We start from the raw sequence: 13,358 nt of genomic DNA, 5'->3' as shown, positions 1-13,358 counted from the left end.
GCGATTTCCTATATTGAAAACGGAAAAAGCGGTGATTCGCGCGTCACCGAGAAGAACCAACTGGAAGAAGCTGAATGACCGATCTACCCGCCAGCGAAAATGGTGCGAGTGCAGAATATGGTGCCGATTCGATCAAGGTGCTGAAGGGCCTAGATGCCGTTCGCAAGCGCCCCGGCATGTATATCGGTGATACGGATGACGGCTCCGGTCTTCATCACATGGTCTACGAAGTCGTCGACAATGCGATCGATGAGGCCCTGGCCGGCCATGCCGATATCGTCACCGTCACGCTCAATTCCGATGGCTCCGTCACCGTGACCGACAACGGTCGCGGTATCCCGACGGACATCCACAGGGAAGAGGGGGTCTCGGCGGCGGAAGTCATCATGACTCAGCTCCATGCCGGCGGCAAATTCGACCAGAATTCCTATAAGGTTTCAGGCGGTCTGCATGGCGTTGGCGTCTCGGTCGTCAATGCGTTGTCGGTCTGGCTTAAGCTTAAGATCCGCCGCAACGGCAAGGTCCATGAAATTCGCTTCACCCATGGTGTCGCCGATGCGCCGCTGAAAGTAATCGGTGATTACGAGGGACGTTCAGGCACGGAAGTCACCTTCCTCGCCAGCCCTGAAACCTTCACCATGACCGAGTTCGATTACAACACACTCGAACACCGCCTGCGCGAACTCGCCTTCCTGAATTCGGGTGTCCGAATTCGGCTCACGGATCGCCGCAAGCCGGACGTGAAGGAAGAAGAGATGGTCTATGACGGTGGCCTCGAGGCCTTCGTCAGCTACCTCGATCGTTCGAAGAAACCGCTCGTTGAAAAGCCTGTTGCCATCAAGGGCGAGAAGGATGGGATGACGGTGGAAGTGGCCATGTGGTGGAACGACAGTTACCACGAGAATGTTCTCTGCTTTACCAACAATATTCCGCAGCGTGACGGCGGAACCCATATGGCGGGTTTCCGGGGAGCACTTACCCGGCAGATTACATCCTATGCGGAAACCTCGGGCATCATGAAGCGTGAAAAGGTTTCGCTGACAGGTGACGACTGCCGCGAAGGACTGACGGCAGTGCTGTCGGTTAAGGTACCAGATCCGAAATTCTCGTCGCAGACCAAGGACAAGCTGGTTTCCTCGGAAGTTCGTCCTGTTGTCGAAAGCCTTGTCAACGAGGCGCTCAGTTCTTGGCTGGAAGAACACCCTGCAGAAGCCAAGGTTCTCGTAGGCAAGGTCGTAGAAGCCGCCGTTGCTCGTGAAGCCGCCCGCAAGGCGCGCGAGCTCACCCGCCGCAAGGGCGTTCTTGATATCGCTTCCCTGCCGGGCAAGCTGGCTGACTGCTCCGAGCGTGATCCATCCAAGTCCGAAGTCTTCCTCGTCGAGGGTGATAGTGCAGGTGGCTCCGCCAAGCAGGGTCGCTCGCGTGAAAACCAGGCTATCCTTCCGCTGCGCGGTAAGATCCTCAATGTTGAACGTGCCCGCTTCGACAAGATGCTCTCCAGCCAGGAAATCGGTACGCTGATCACCGCGCTCGGCACCTCGATCGGCAAGGACGAATTCAACGCCGACAAGCTGCGTTACCATAAGATCATCATCATGACGGACGCTGATGTCGACGGAGCGCATATTCGCACGCTGCTCTTGACCTTCTTCTTCCGCCAGATGCCAGAACTGATCGAGCGCGGCCACATCTACATCGCCCAGCCGCCGCTCTATAAGGTCGCGCGCGGCAAGTCCGTTCAGTACCTGAAGAACGAGGCGGCGCTTGAGGAATACCTCATCAGCATGGGTATCGAGGAAGCAAGGTTGATCGTCGGTTCCGGTGAGGTTCGTGTCGGCGAAGACATGCGCGAAGTGATCCACGATGCACAGCGCCTGCGCTCGCTCGTCGACGGTCTTCATTCCCGCTATAACCGTTCGATCATCGAGCAGGCGGCAATTGCTGGCGCGCTCAATCCGGACCTTACCGACAACCGCGAACGTGCCCAGCAGACCGCCGACCTCGTCGCACAGCGACTGGACATGATTGCGGAAGAGACGGAACGCGGCTGGACCGGTCACGTGACGGACGAGGGTGGCCTGCGTTTTGAGCGCATGGTACGCGGCGTTCGCGAAGTGGCCTTCATCGATAACGCGCTGATCGGCTCGGCCGACGCTCGCCATATCGATCAGCTGTCGGGCCGTCTGCAGGAAATCTACTCGACCTCGCCGATCCTTGCCCGCAAGGATGGCCAGCTGGAAATCTCCGGTCCCCGTGCGCTTCTCGATGCTATCTTCGCCGCCGGCCGGAAGGGCCTGTCGATGCAGCGCTACAAGGGTCTTGGAGAAATGAATGCCGAGCAGCTGTGGGAAACCACGCTCGACCCGAATGTTCGCTCTCTGCTGCAGGTCAAGGTGAACGATGCGACCGATGCCGACGGCCTCTTTTCCCGTCTTATGGGCGACGAAGTCGAGCCGCGTCGCGAGTTCATCCAGGACAACGCATTGAGCGTCGCCAACCTCGATATCTGAGGCATTTGCTCAGTCCAAAGCTGAAACGGGACCGACAGGCCCCGTTTTCGCATCCGGCTAAGGATTCACGCGAAACCTTGCACAGTCAGGCTTTTGATCACGGTTCGCCGGAGAACTTCCCCTCGAAGGCGATCTCCGAAACGGCCTTTCGTCCGCTCGGTATCTCGCGCTCCCTCAGGTCTTCCGGCAATGTCTCCTTCGCGGCCATGCGGCCAAGCGCGGCTGCAGCTTCCACTCTGAAACCCTCGGGCAGTTCGAGCACGTCCACAGATTTTTCCTTGTCGAACCCCTCCATTCCATGCGCGTGATAGCCGAGCTTCATGGCCTGGCAGATTACTGAGAACCAGGCTGCGCCCGTATCGTAGGAATGCGTATAGGCGGGCTTGTGCTCGCCGTTTGATGAAACCCGGTAGCATTTCGAAACGATAATCATCAGGGCAGCGGCATTCTTTGCCCAACGCTGGTTGCCGGGAACGAGAAGATCAAGGATCGCCTCGAATGCCGGCGTGCCGCGAAGACCATAGATGAAGCGCCAGGGCTGATTGTTGCCGGACGAGGGCGCCCAATGCGCCGCGTCGAGAATGGTCAGCATCTGTTCGCGATCCATCGTCTCGTCAGTAAAAGCGCGCGGCGACCAGCGATCGAGAAAATACGCGTCGATGGGAAATTCGGATGTGCGGGAATTGCTGCTGGTCATCGAGGTCTCCTTGTCATGTTGCCCAACATATGCCTCACCGGCTCTTTGGCAATCACCCTCGCGCAGGTGACAATCGACCCCACATCCGTCATAGATGGGTGAGGGGAGGGAGGCGTTCTACGGAGCGCGCAAGGAGAGGAGTGCACCGCCATGAAAGGCAGCGCGATCATGTTCTATCAGCTGTATGAATTGAACCACGCTGCGCTCGCGCCGTTTCGCGCCGGTGCGGAAGCACTTCGCTATGTCTCTAGCAATCCGCTCAACCCCATGTCGCAAACCGTGCTCGGCCGTACGTTGACGGCAAGCCTCGAAGTTTTCGAGCGGGCCACGCGACGCTATGCCAAGCCGGATTTCGGCCTGAACGAAACCACCGTGAATGGCGAAACGGTCGCAGTGGAAGAAGAGATCATTTGGTCTAAACCCTTCTGTCAGCTGCTGCATTTCAAGCGCGATCTTCCGCCGGCCCATCAGCCGGATCCGAAAATCCTGTTGGTCGCGCCTATGTCCGGACATTATGCGACACTGCTGCGTGGAACGGTCGAAGCGCTGCTTCCTCATGCGGAGATTTACATCACCGATTGGGTCGATGCGCGGGTCGTGCCTGTCACGGAAGGCGGGTTCGATCTTAACGATTACATCGATTACGTTATCGAGATGCTGCAGGAGATAGGCCCTGGCGCACATGTCGCCGGCGTCTGTCAGCCGTCGGTACCCGTGCTCGCAGCCGTCGCGATCATGGAAACGCGAAAGGACCCGATGCTGCCTGCCTCGATGATCCTCATGGGTGGCCCGATCGATACCCGCATCAACCCGACGGCGGTCAACAAGCTGGCAAACGAGCATCCGCTCGAGTGGTTCAAGGATAACGTCATCATGACGGTACCCTTTCCGCAACCCGGTTTCATGCGTCCTGTCTATCCCGGCTTCCTGCAGCTCTCGGGTTTTATGTCGATGAACCTCGACCGCCATGTGATGGCACATCGCGAATTCTTCGATCACCTCGTCAAGAATGACGGCGAGTCGGCGGAGCGACACCGGGACTTCTACGACGAATACCTCGCCGTGATGGACCTGACCGAGGAGTTCTATCTCCAGACCGTAGATACCGTCTTCATCCGCCATTCTTTGCCGAAAGGCGAGATGATGCATCGCGATGTCCCGGTTGACACCGGTGTCATTCGCAACGTTGCATTGATGACGGTCGAAGGCGAGAATGACGATATCTCCGGCTTGGGCCAGACCAATGCCGCCCATGCGATATGCCCGAATATCCCTGACAGCATGCGCCTTCATTACATGCAGCCGGATGTCGGTCATTACGGCGTTTTCAATGGTTCCCGTTTCCGCCAGGAGATCGCGCCGCGGATCATCGAATTCACCCGGCTGCATTCCGGAACCCGGCCAAGCGATGCGGCGCCTAAGCCTACGCGTAGCGGCAGGAAAAGCGCGCCGAAGCCGGAATAGATCGAATTCCACTATCGATTTCCGCATTTTAGCGGATTTAATCTTTGCTCTTCTTGAAGCGCGATCCGGGGCTCACCAAATCGATTCCCGTCGGGCTGGCATCTGGCCTCCCGCTCTAACCCTAAGGGTGTGACCTATGAACCAGTCTGCATTGATACGTCCGGAGTGGACGCCGGCCACCATTGCTCTCATGGTGCTCGGTTTCATAGTTTTCTGGCCACTCGGCCTTGCTATGCTCGCCTATATCATTTTCGGGGATCGGCTTCGTGGCTTCAAGCGCGATGCCAATGATCGCGCTGACAAATGGTTCGCCGGGTGCCGCAAGGCAAGCCGCCGTTACAACACGCATTTTTCGACCGGCAATGTCGCTTTCGACGACTGGCGCAAGGCCGAACTGGATCGCCTGGACGAAGAACGCCGCAAGCTTGATGAGATGCGGGAAGAGTTCGATACCTATGCGCGCGAGCTTCGCCGCGCCAAGGATCAGGAAGAGTTCGACCGCTTCATGCGCGACCGCAAAAATCGTCCTTCGGGCGATCAGCCGGTGGTCGATGTCTGACCCCAAAGTCGGCTCTGATGTGATGAAGGCCGGTGCTCTTCGGAGCGCCGGCTTTTTTGATGGGCAGAATCCCGGTGAATCGGGTAAGGAATAGTCATGTTCGCGCTCTTGAAGAAGCCGGTTCGCCGGTCACCCAAACCACTGCAGACGGTCAAGCGCACGCTTGCTGTGGGGGATCGCGCCATGCCATTGACCATCAAGGAGAACAGTCGCGCGACCCGTATCACGCTCAGGATCGAGCCGGGCGGCAGGGCGCTCAATCTCACCATCCCCGTGGGCCTGAAACATTACGAGGTGGATGACTTTCTGTCTCGCCACGAGGGCTGGCTGAAAACCAAGCTCGCCAAATTCTCCCTCGACAACCCGATCCGGCCGGGTGGCACCATTTCCATCCGCGGCGTCCAGCACCGGATCGAACATACCGGATCCTTGCGCGGCATCACCCAGGCGCTGGTTATCGATGGCGAACCGGTACTCAAGGTAAGCGGGCTTGAGGAACATATGGGCCGAAGGATCTCGACCTTTCTCAAGAAGGAAGCGCGCCACGATCTCGAAGCGCTGGCCCGCCGTCACGCCGCTGCCATCCGCAAGCCGATTGCCTCAGTGTCAATGAAGGATACGCGTAGCCGCTGGGGCTCATGTTCCTGGGACGGCAATCTCAGCTTCTCGTGGCGCATCGTCATGGCGCCGCCGCTGATCATCGATTACCTCGCAGCTCACGAGGTCGCACATCTGAAAGAGATGAACCACGGCCCGAAATTCTGGGCGCTCTGCGGAGATCTGTGCCCGCGTATGGACGAGGCACGCCGCTGGCTGAAGCTGCACGGTTCGCAGCTTCACGCGATAGATTTCAGTTGAAGGAAGTGAACTACAGGGCCGAGGAATAATCCTCGGTTTACTGCCAGTTGCTTGTCCGGATGGACCAGTTTTCCTGGCTCAAACCTGGGGTCGGATCAGCCATCGCCATCCCGGCTCCAGGACGCTTCTGCACATTCGGACGTGCAGCCGGGACCGGAACCTTCGCGACGTTCTCAAGGCTGGCCTGATAGGCATGGGCAGGGGTATAGGAAGCGTTCTGCGGCACCGCATAGGCGGTATCGAATGCCTCTTCCATGCTGGACCGAGCAACCGCTGCCGTAATCACCGGCGCAAGCGGCGGGTTGTTCGAGGCGACGGCCGGCTGTGCCGAACCGTTATGTCCGCTCTTTTCCGGCATTGCAGCAGCCTGGGACGTGACGGCAGGTGCCGAAACCGCGGCCACCTGCGTGCTCGCAGCGGCAGCACTTGCAGCCTCGGCAATGATCGACGACGACAGGGCTGGGTTCTGCTCGGGATCGTTCGACGCATAGGCGAGAATGTAGCTGTTGGCCGGCTTCGGAGCCGCCGTCTGCAGATTGCCGTCCTCGTCACGCTTTTCGTAGAACACGTTGCCGCCGGCAGCGGCTACATAATGCATGTTGTTGTATGGGAAGCTGTATCCCTCTGTATGGAAGAACATAGCGTTCTTCACGTCGGGATGGCGCGCGCCCTTCAACACTGCATCTGCCGCCGTGTTGAGATCCGGCGCGGTAGCCTCGTCCATCTTGCGGGTCATCACGCCCGGAGCAAACTGGTTTTTCTGTGCCACGACGCCGCAAATCGTCTCCGGGTAGATGCCGGAGGTCAGGCGGTTCATGATCACGCTTCCAACGGCCAGAAAGCCATTTTCGCTCGTCCGCCTGGATTCGAAATACATCGCACGCTTCAGGCATTCACGATCTTTATTGGTGTAGCTATATACGGCCTTTTGTGAGCCAGTTTGTGCTGACGCCAATTTGGTCGTTTTGTCTTTAGCGTCCACTGACGACACGGTCTGCGTGCTGGTGCATGCAGAGAGCAGCCCCCCAGCCGTCAGACATAAAGCTGCCCGCCAGGCAACTGTCGTAATCCTCGTCATGGTACCCCGCCAAAAAATTTCAAAAATCATCTGGTTGAGGAATAACCTACCTCAATTCATACAGTTTATCAATTATCTTTCATGACAGGCCAAACCTCGGAAATTCCATTCCTTTTTCGATTTTGGCTGCAACAAACTTTCATGAGCGAAAACTGATATTTCACACATTCATCAAGCGTGAGCATGTTACGATTCGTATATGAGACATCACGGTTAATTCTTCGTATCCGGCAATCCGCCGCTGTCCATCCATGTAAAAGATTCTCGACTCCGCAGGCATTTCGTGTCACTCCGCGATCATGAAACTCGACATCAAGATTTGTGGTTTGTCGACGGCGGATGCCGTGGATCGCGCCGTTGAGCGCGGCGCAACCCATATCGGCTTCATCTTCTTCGAAAAGAGCCCGCGTAACATCGCGCCCGAGATCGCCGGTGAGTTGGCCGACCGGGTCCGCAGCAGGGCAAAGATCGTCGCCGTTACCGTGGATGCGAATGACGAAGACTTGGACGATATAGTCTCGCTTCTGCACCCGGATATTCTCCAGCTTCACGGACATGAGACGCCGGAACGCATCCTGCATATCAAGGCGCTCTATGGCCTGCCGGTAATGAAAGTGTTTTCGGTAAGGGAAGCCACGGATCTGCATCGGGTCGACCCCTTCATCGGCGTCGCCGACCGCTTCCTCTTCGATGCGAAGGCACCGAAAGGATCGGATCTTCCGGGCGGTAACGGTGTCTCCTTCGACTGGAACCTGATGGCTTCGCTTGACGAAGGCGTGAATTACATGCTTTCCGGGGGCCTGAATAAGGATAATGTCGCTGATGCGATCGCGTCCACGCGCGCAACGGGTATCGATGTATCGTCCGGAGTGGAAAGCGCCCCGGGCCTCAAAGACGTTGGAATGATCGATGCGTTTTTTGATGCTGTCGCCGATGCGAAAGCCAATAAGCGCTGAAGGAGCATAGAGTGAACGATACGCCTAAACCCAATTCCTTCCGCTCCGGCCCCGATGAGGACGGCCGTTTCGGCATTTTCGGTGGCCGCTTTGTCGCGGAAACACTGATGCCGCTGATCCTGGATCTTCAGGCCGAATGGGAAAAGGCGAAGAACGATCCGGAGTTCCAGAAGGAACTGGCTGATTTAGGCACCCATTATATCGGTCGCCCAAGCCCACTCTATTATGCCGAGCGTCTGACTGAACATCTCGGCGGCGCAAAGATTTATTTCAAGCGCGAAGAGCTGAACCATACCGGCTCCCACAAGATCAACAACTGCATCGGCCAGATTCTGCTGGCCAAGCGCATGGGCAAGACCCGTATCATCGCCGAAACCGGTGCCGGCCAGCACGGCGTGGCCTCGGCCACCGTCGCTGCCCGTTTCGGCCTCCCTTGTGTCGTCTATATGGGCGCCACCGATGTTGAGCGCCAGGCCCCGAACGTCTTCCGCATGAAACTGCTTGGCGCCGAGGTGAAGGCCGTCACGGCCGGTTCCGGCACGCTGAAAGATGCCATGAACGAGGCGCTGCGTGACTGGGTCACCAATGTCGACGACACCTATTACCTGATCGGCACTGCCGCCGGCCCGCATCCCTATCCGGAAATGGTCCGCGATTTCCAGGCCGTCATTGGCCAGGAAGCCCGTGAGCAGATCCTGGAAGCCGAAGGCCGCCTGCCGGATGTCGTCATCGCTGCCGTTGGCGGCGGTTCTAACGCCATCGGCCTTTTCCATCCCTTCCTCGATGACGAAGGCGTCAAGATCGTCGGCGTCGAAGCCGGTGGCCATGGCCTCGACGGCAACGAACACTGCGCCTCGATCACCGCAGGCTCTCCGGGCGTGCTGCATGGCAACCGCACCTATCTCTTGCAGGACAAGGACGGCCAGATCCTCGAAGGCCATTCGATCTCTGCCGGCCTCGATTATCCGGGCATAGGCCCTGAGCATTCCTGGCTGAACGATATCGGCCGCGCCGAATATGTGCCGGTCATGGATGACGAAGCGCTCGAAGCCTTCCAACTCCTGACGAAACTCGAAGGCATCATCCCGGCGCTAGAGCCCAGCCATGCCATCGCCGAAGTGATCAAGCGTGCGCCGAAGATGGGCAAGGACCAGATCATCCTGATGAACCTGTCCGGCCGCGGCGACAAGGACATTTTCACCGTCGGCAAGTTGCTTGGAGTGGGGCTGTAATCATGACTTCCAGAATGGACACACGCTTCGCCAAGTTGAAGGCCGAAGGTCGCCCCGCTCTTGTCACCTATTTCATGGGCGGCGATCCGGATTATGCAACCTCGCTCGGCATTATGAAGGCTTTGCCGGAAGCCGGCGCCGATGTGATCGAACTCGGCATGCCGTTTTCCGATCCGATGGCGGATGGCCCGACCATCCAGCTCGCCGGCCAGCGCGCCTTGAAGGGTGGCCAGACGCTGGCAAAGACGCTTGATCTCGCCCGCGATTTCCGCAAGAGCGACGATGAAACCCCGATCGTCATGATGGGCTATTACAACCCGATCTATATCTACGGCGTCGACAGGTTCGTCGATGACGCGATCGCAGCCGGCATCGATGGCCTGATCATCGTTGATCTGCCGCCGGAAATGGATGACGAGCTCTGCATCCCGGCGCTCGCCAAGGGCATCAACTTCATCCGCCTGACGACCCCGACCACGGACGAGAAGCGTCTGCCGACCGTGCTCAACAATACGTCCGGCTTCGTCTATTACGTTTCGATGAACGGCATTACCGGTTCGGCTTTGCCCGATCCGTCGCTGATCTCCGGCGCCGTCGCCCGTATCAAAGACCACACGGATCTGCCGGTCTGCGTTGGCTTCGGCGTCAAGACCGCCGATCATGCCAAGGCAATCGGTGCCGCAGCAGATGGCGTTGTCGTCGGCACGGCGATTGTCGCCCAGGTCGCCGGCAGCCTCACCAAGGATGGTGCTGCTACCGCCGACACGGTTTCCGCCGTTTCCACTTTCGTTCGCGGTCTTTCAACCGGCGTGCGTTCCGCGCGCCTTGTTGCTGCCGAATAACTGGCCCACATAAGGCATGCCTCTCGAAAGTCGCCACCGGTCTCGAGAGCGAGGCATGTCTGAAAATTGAAGATCTGAGGCGTGGCACGCGATTTTAAGGATCGCGATACGCTTCAGTCCTGACACTGTTTTATCGGAGTACCCCCAAGTGAACTGGATCACCAATTACGTTCGACCGCGCATCAATTCCATGCTGGGTCGTCGCGAAGTTCCGGAAAACCTCTGGATCAAGTGCCCTGAAACCGGCGAAATGGTCTTCCACAAGGACCTCGAAGAGAACAAGTGGGTCATTCCTGCCTCCGGCTTCCACATGAAAATGCCTGCCAAGGCGCGCCTCAGGGACCTGTTTGACGGCGGCGAGTTTGAAGCCCTGCCGCAGCCCAAGGTCGCCCAGGATCCGCTGAAGTTCCGCGATTCCAAGAAATATGCCGACCGCCTCAAGGACAGCCGCCTGAAGACCGAGCAGGAAGATACGATCCTGTCGGGCCTCGGCACCGTCCAGGGCGTCAAGCTGGTTGCCGTCGTGCATGAGTTCAACTTCATCGGTGGCTCGCTCGGCATGGCAGCCGGCGAGGCGATCGTGAAGGCTGCCGAGCGTGCGCTGAAGGAAAAATGCGCCCTGATCATCTTCCCGGCGTCGGGCGGTGCCCGCATGCAGGAAGGCATTCTTTCGCTCATGCAGCTGCCGCGCACCACGGTTGCCGTCGATATGCTGAAGGAAGCCGGCCTTCCTTACATCTGCGTGCTGACCAACCCGACCACCGGCGGCGTTACCGCGTCCTACGCGATGCTGGGTGATGTCCATATTGCCGAGCCGGGCGCTGAAATCGGTTTTGCCGGCAAGCGCGTCATCGAACAGACCCTGCGTGAAAAGCTGCCGGAGGGTTTCCAAACCTCTGAATACCTGCTTGAACACGGCATGGTCGATATGGTGGTCAAGCGGCACGATATTCCCGAGACGCTTGCCCGCATCATCCGCATGCTGATGAAGCAGCCGGTGCAGGAAGCGCTTCCAGCACCCGCACCGGTCGCTGCGACCGCCTGACTTGAGGCAATTCCGGCAACCGGTTTTGTCGGAATTGCGTTGAAACCAAAAAACTGGGTGGCCGTACCCTCGGACAGGGTGAGACTGCTCGAAAAGACGACCAAAGCCGGAGCTACGGGATGTCGACCATGAACCAGCCCGTCGCAAGCGAAGCCGCTCAGGAAATCGAGCGGCTGATGACCCTTCATCCGAAAGGGTTTGATCTGTCGCTTGAACGTATCACCCGCCTCCTTGAGGTGCTCGGCAATCCGCAGCTGAAACTGCCGCCGGTCATCCATGTCGCCGGCACCAACGGCAAGGGTTCCTGCACCGCCTTCTGCCGCGCGCTGCTGGAGGCAGGCGGCCATTCGGTCCACGTTCACACATCCCCCCATCTGGTAAATTGGCACGAGCGTTTCCGCATCGGCGTCAAGGGCGGTCGCGGACAATTGGTGGATGACGCGCTGCTTGCAGATGCCTTGCGCCGTGTCGCAGCCGCCAATGACGGCCAAACGATCACCGTCTTCGAGATCCTCACTGCTGCCACCTTCCTGCTGTTCTCCGAACAGCCCGCGGATGCGGTCATTCTGGAAGTCGGGCTGGGCGGACGGTTCGATGCCACCAATGTCATCGCCAATCCTGCCGTCTCGGTGATCATGCCGATCGCGCTCGATCACCAGGCTTATCTGGGAGATCGTGTCGAATTGATCGCCGCCGAGAAGGCCGGCATCATGAAACGCCGGCGTCCGGTGGTTGTGGGTCACCAGGAATTTGAAGCCGCCCGCGAAGTTCTGATCTCGACGGCGGATCGCCTTGGCTGTCCACTCTCGGTCTATGGTCAGGATTTTTCCGCCCATGAGGAATTCGGCCGCCTGATCTATCAGGACGAGGATGGTCTGCATGATCTGCCTTTGCCGCGCCTGCCGGGCCGGCATCAATACGCCAATGCCGCAGCCGCCATCCGCGCTGTCAAGGCAGCCGGTTTTGCCGTTACCGACCAGATGATGGAAAAGGCGATGGTGAGCGTCGAATGGCCGGCGCGCCTGCAGCGGATCACCGAGGGCAAGCTTCTGGAATTCGCGCCCAAGGGTGCTGAGATCTGGCTCGATGGCGGACATAATCCCGCTGGCGGCGAAGTCATTGCAGAGGCGATCGCGGCTTTCGAGGAGCGTCAGCCGCGCCCGCTTTATCTCATCACCGGCATGATCAACACCAAGGATCCGGTCGGTTATTTCCGCGCCTTTGCCGATCTCGCGGAACATGTCTTTACCGTTCGCATCCGCGACAGCGAAGCCGGCCTTGATCCGGTGGTCTTGGCCCATTCCGCTTTCGATGCGGGACTGGTCGCCGAACCGTCCGCCTCGGTCGCCGAAGCGCTTCAGGAAATTACCCTCCGCCAGATCCCCGATCGCCCACCACCCCGCATCCTCATTGGCGGTTCCCTCTATTTTGCGGGTAATGTTCTGGCAGATAACGGCACTCCGCCGACGTGATGTAGGGGCCTACGGATGGCCCTCACCCAAGGGGCAGCTTGCTTCCACCTTGCCCCGTAAATGGGGAGAGGGGACTTGTTATGCTGAAGTTCAGCGCGAGACGGAGAGGGGCAACTTGCGTCCTTCTCTCTGTCAAAAAGGGGAGAAGATTCCGGCAGGTGGATGAGGGGCTGGCACTGTCACCAGCGTCGCCACAAGCGGGGACGAGATCCCAATCCCGCTCCAACAATCCCAATCATTTAACTGGTTTTTCATCCCCGCCCTCGCGCCGCGTGCCTAGAATGTGCTCGTTCCGCTTCGGCTACACCGGTCCGCATAACCGGCGAGGCGGAACCGGTGATCGGATGTTCCACCCTTATGCAGGCGGACCATCCGGAGCTGCGCAGAAAATGGTCTGCCCCTGAATAAGGCGTGCGTGTGTCGCACACATACCGGCCTGCAGTTCGATGAGGACATAAGCCCGACCGCCGCAGACGGACCGGAGTTGCGCGGAAAAACACACAGAACGGGACACGCCGAGTGTCACATATAAAAATTCAATTCGAGGCACCCGACGTGTCCCGGCCAAAACAAGAAATATCCAGATCGCCAAGGGCGGACTGTGTCCATTCGGAAGCCAGCTTCAAAATAGGCAAACAAAAAACC

General features: G+C 58.6%; 10 protein-coding genes and 1 pseudogene. 9 read left to right on the top strand and 2 right to left on the bottom strand.

Translation table 11 applies throughout. From position 1 onward, the window contains the following. The first annotated feature begins 74 nt into the window (after positions 1 to 74). Complete coding sequence (gene gyrB, locus ACI3K0_RS19235) at positions 75 to 2,510, top strand: DNA topoisomerase (ATP-hydrolyzing) subunit B (protein WP_404945977.1); 2,436 nt, start codon at positions 75 to 77, stop codon at positions 2,508 to 2,510. Positions 2,511 to 2,607: 97 nt separating this feature from the next. On the opposite strand, the gene ACI3K0_RS19230 is transcribed toward gyrB, so the two are convergent. Beyond that, positions 2,608 to 3,207 carry a nitroreductase family protein gene (locus ACI3K0_RS19230; RefSeq protein ID WP_183829740.1) on the bottom strand — a complete coding sequence of 200 codons (600 nt, stop codon included), beginning with the start codon at positions 3,205 to 3,207 and terminating at the stop codon, positions 2,608 to 2,610. A gap of 168 nt (positions 3,208 to 3,375) precedes the next feature. Between ACI3K0_RS19230 and ACI3K0_RS19225 the strand changes: the two genes are divergently transcribed. The 3 genes from ACI3K0_RS19225 to ACI3K0_RS19215 all read left to right on the top strand — a co-directional run bounded on the left by ACI3K0_RS19225 (position 3,376) and on the right by ACI3K0_RS19215 (position 6,088). Continuing rightward, complete coding sequence (locus ACI3K0_RS19225) at positions 3,376 to 4,671, top strand: polyhydroxyalkanoate depolymerase (RefSeq protein WP_404946053.1); 1,296 nt, start codon at positions 3,376 to 3,378, stop codon at positions 4,669 to 4,671. Between the two features lie 136 nt (positions 4,672 to 4,807). Next, complete coding sequence (locus ACI3K0_RS19220; protein ID WP_404945976.1) at positions 4,808 to 5,230, top strand: DUF2852 domain-containing protein; 423 nt, start codon at positions 4,808 to 4,810, stop codon at positions 5,228 to 5,230. A gap of 96 nt (positions 5,231 to 5,326) precedes the next feature. Next, positions 5,327 to 6,088: a M48 family metallopeptidase gene (locus tag ACI3K0_RS19215; protein ID WP_148143829.1), complete on the top strand. Its 762-nt coding sequence runs from the start codon at positions 5,327 to 5,329 to the stop codon at positions 6,086 to 6,088. A gap of 522 nt (positions 6,089 to 6,610) precedes the next feature. Here the strand turns inward: ACI3K0_RS19215 and ACI3K0_RS19210 are convergent. Beyond that, positions 6,611 to 7,007, bottom strand: a pseudogene (locus ACI3K0_RS19210) (cell wall hydrolase); the annotation flags it as partial. Positions 7,008 to 7,465: 458 nt separating this feature from the next. On the opposite strand from ACI3K0_RS19210, the gene ACI3K0_RS19205 reads away from it, so the two are divergent. From ACI3K0_RS19205 to ACI3K0_RS19185, 5 genes are all read left to right on the top strand, one after another. After that, positions 7,466 to 8,122 (top strand): phosphoribosylanthranilate isomerase, encoded by a 657-nt coding sequence (locus tag ACI3K0_RS19205; protein ID WP_183829727.1) that lies wholly within the window; start codon positions 7,466 to 7,468, stop codon positions 8,120 to 8,122. A gap of 11 nt (positions 8,123 to 8,133) precedes the next feature. After that, a complete protein-coding gene (gene trpB / locus ACI3K0_RS19200) occupies positions 8,134 to 9,354 on the top strand; it encodes a tryptophan synthase subunit beta (RefSeq protein ID WP_183829724.1) in 1,221 nt (406 codons plus the stop codon). 2 nt (positions 9,355 to 9,356) lie between these two features. Next, positions 9,357 to 10,196, top strand: coding sequence for a tryptophan synthase subunit alpha (gene trpA / locus ACI3K0_RS19195; RefSeq protein ID WP_183829721.1), 840 nt, complete (start codon positions 9,357 to 9,359; stop codon positions 10,194 to 10,196). A gap of 148 nt (positions 10,197 to 10,344) precedes the next feature. Continuing rightward, positions 10,345 to 11,241, top strand: a complete 897-nt coding sequence (accD, locus tag ACI3K0_RS19190) for an acetyl-CoA carboxylase, carboxyltransferase subunit beta (RefSeq protein WP_183829718.1) — start codon at positions 10,345 to 10,347, stop codon at positions 11,239 to 11,241. Positions 11,242 to 11,369: 128 nt separating this feature from the next. Next, positions 11,370 to 12,713, top strand: coding sequence for a bifunctional folylpolyglutamate synthase/dihydrofolate synthase (locus ACI3K0_RS19185; protein WP_404945975.1), 1,344 nt, complete (start codon positions 11,370 to 11,372; stop codon positions 12,711 to 12,713). The last annotated feature ends 645 nt before the right edge of the window (positions 12,714 to 13,358 follow it).

This window comes from Rhizobium sp. ZW T2_16 (assembly GCF_044987325.1).
GTDB lineage: Bacteria > Pseudomonadota > Alphaproteobacteria > Rhizobiales > Rhizobiaceae > Neorhizobium > Neorhizobium cellulosilyticum.
The sequence above is the reverse complement of the archived record's forward strand: the minus strand, read 5'-3'. Positions and strand labels throughout refer to the sequence as shown.

Bases quoted from the DNA above. Each gene is read 5' to 3' on its own strand.
- ACI3K0_RS19225 (WP_404946053.1), top strand. From the start codon at position 3,376: ATGTTCTATCAGCTGTATGAATTGAACCACGCTGCGCTCGCGCCGTTT.
- ACI3K0_RS19205 (WP_183829727.1), top strand. From the start codon at position 7,466: ATGAAACTCGACATCAAGATTTGTGGTTTGTCGACGGCGGATGCCGTG.
- trpA (WP_183829721.1), top strand. From the start codon at position 9,357: ATGACTTCCAGAATGGACACACGCTTCGCCAAGTTGAAGGCCGAAGGT.
- ACI3K0_RS19185 (WP_404945975.1), top strand. From the start codon at position 11,370: ATGAACCAGCCCGTCGCAAGCGAAGCCGCTCAGGAAATCGAGCGGCTG.
- gyrB (WP_404945977.1), top strand. From the start codon at position 75: ATGACCGATCTACCCGCCAGCGAAAATGGTGCGAGTGCAGAATATGGT.
- ACI3K0_RS19215 (WP_148143829.1), top strand. From the start codon at position 5,327: ATGTTCGCGCTCTTGAAGAAGCCGGTTCGCCGGTCACCCAAACCACTG.
- ACI3K0_RS19230 (WP_183829740.1), bottom strand. From the start codon at position 3,207: ATGACCAGCAGCAATTCCCGCACATCCGAATTTCCCATCGACGCGTAT.
- ACI3K0_RS19220 (WP_404945976.1), top strand. From the start codon at position 4,808: ATGAACCAGTCTGCATTGATACGTCCGGAGTGGACGCCGGCCACCATT.